The organism is Paraburkholderia sp. SIMBA_027, assembly GCF_046535315.1.
Taxonomy (GTDB): domain Bacteria; phylum Pseudomonadota; class Gammaproteobacteria; order Burkholderiales; family Burkholderiaceae; genus Paraburkholderia; species Paraburkholderia tropica.
Window position 1 is genome coordinate 1 of sequence record NZ_JAWRWY010001329.1, and the last position, 246, is coordinate 246.

General features: G+C 63.8%; 1 pseudogene. It reads right to left on the reverse strand.

What is annotated here, in order from left to right:
* Window positions 1–246 (reverse strand): annotated as a pseudogene (locus SB764_RS43475) (ABC transporter ATP-binding protein); the annotation flags it as partial.

Here is a 246-nt window from a genome sequence, read left to right on the forward strand (position 1 = left end):
GTCGACGGGAACGTCCAGCACCTCTGTCAGCCGCTGGCCGGAGGCCATGGCGCGCTGCATCACCGAATATTGCAGCGTCAGCGAACGGATCGGGTCGAAGAAGCGCTGGATATAAAAGAGGAAGGCGACGAGCACGCCGACGTCAAGCGCCTGGTTCAGGACACGTGCCCCGCCGACGACGATGACGAGGGCCATAGCAACGCCCGTCAGGCTGTCGACGATCGGGACCATCACCTGCGCATAGCG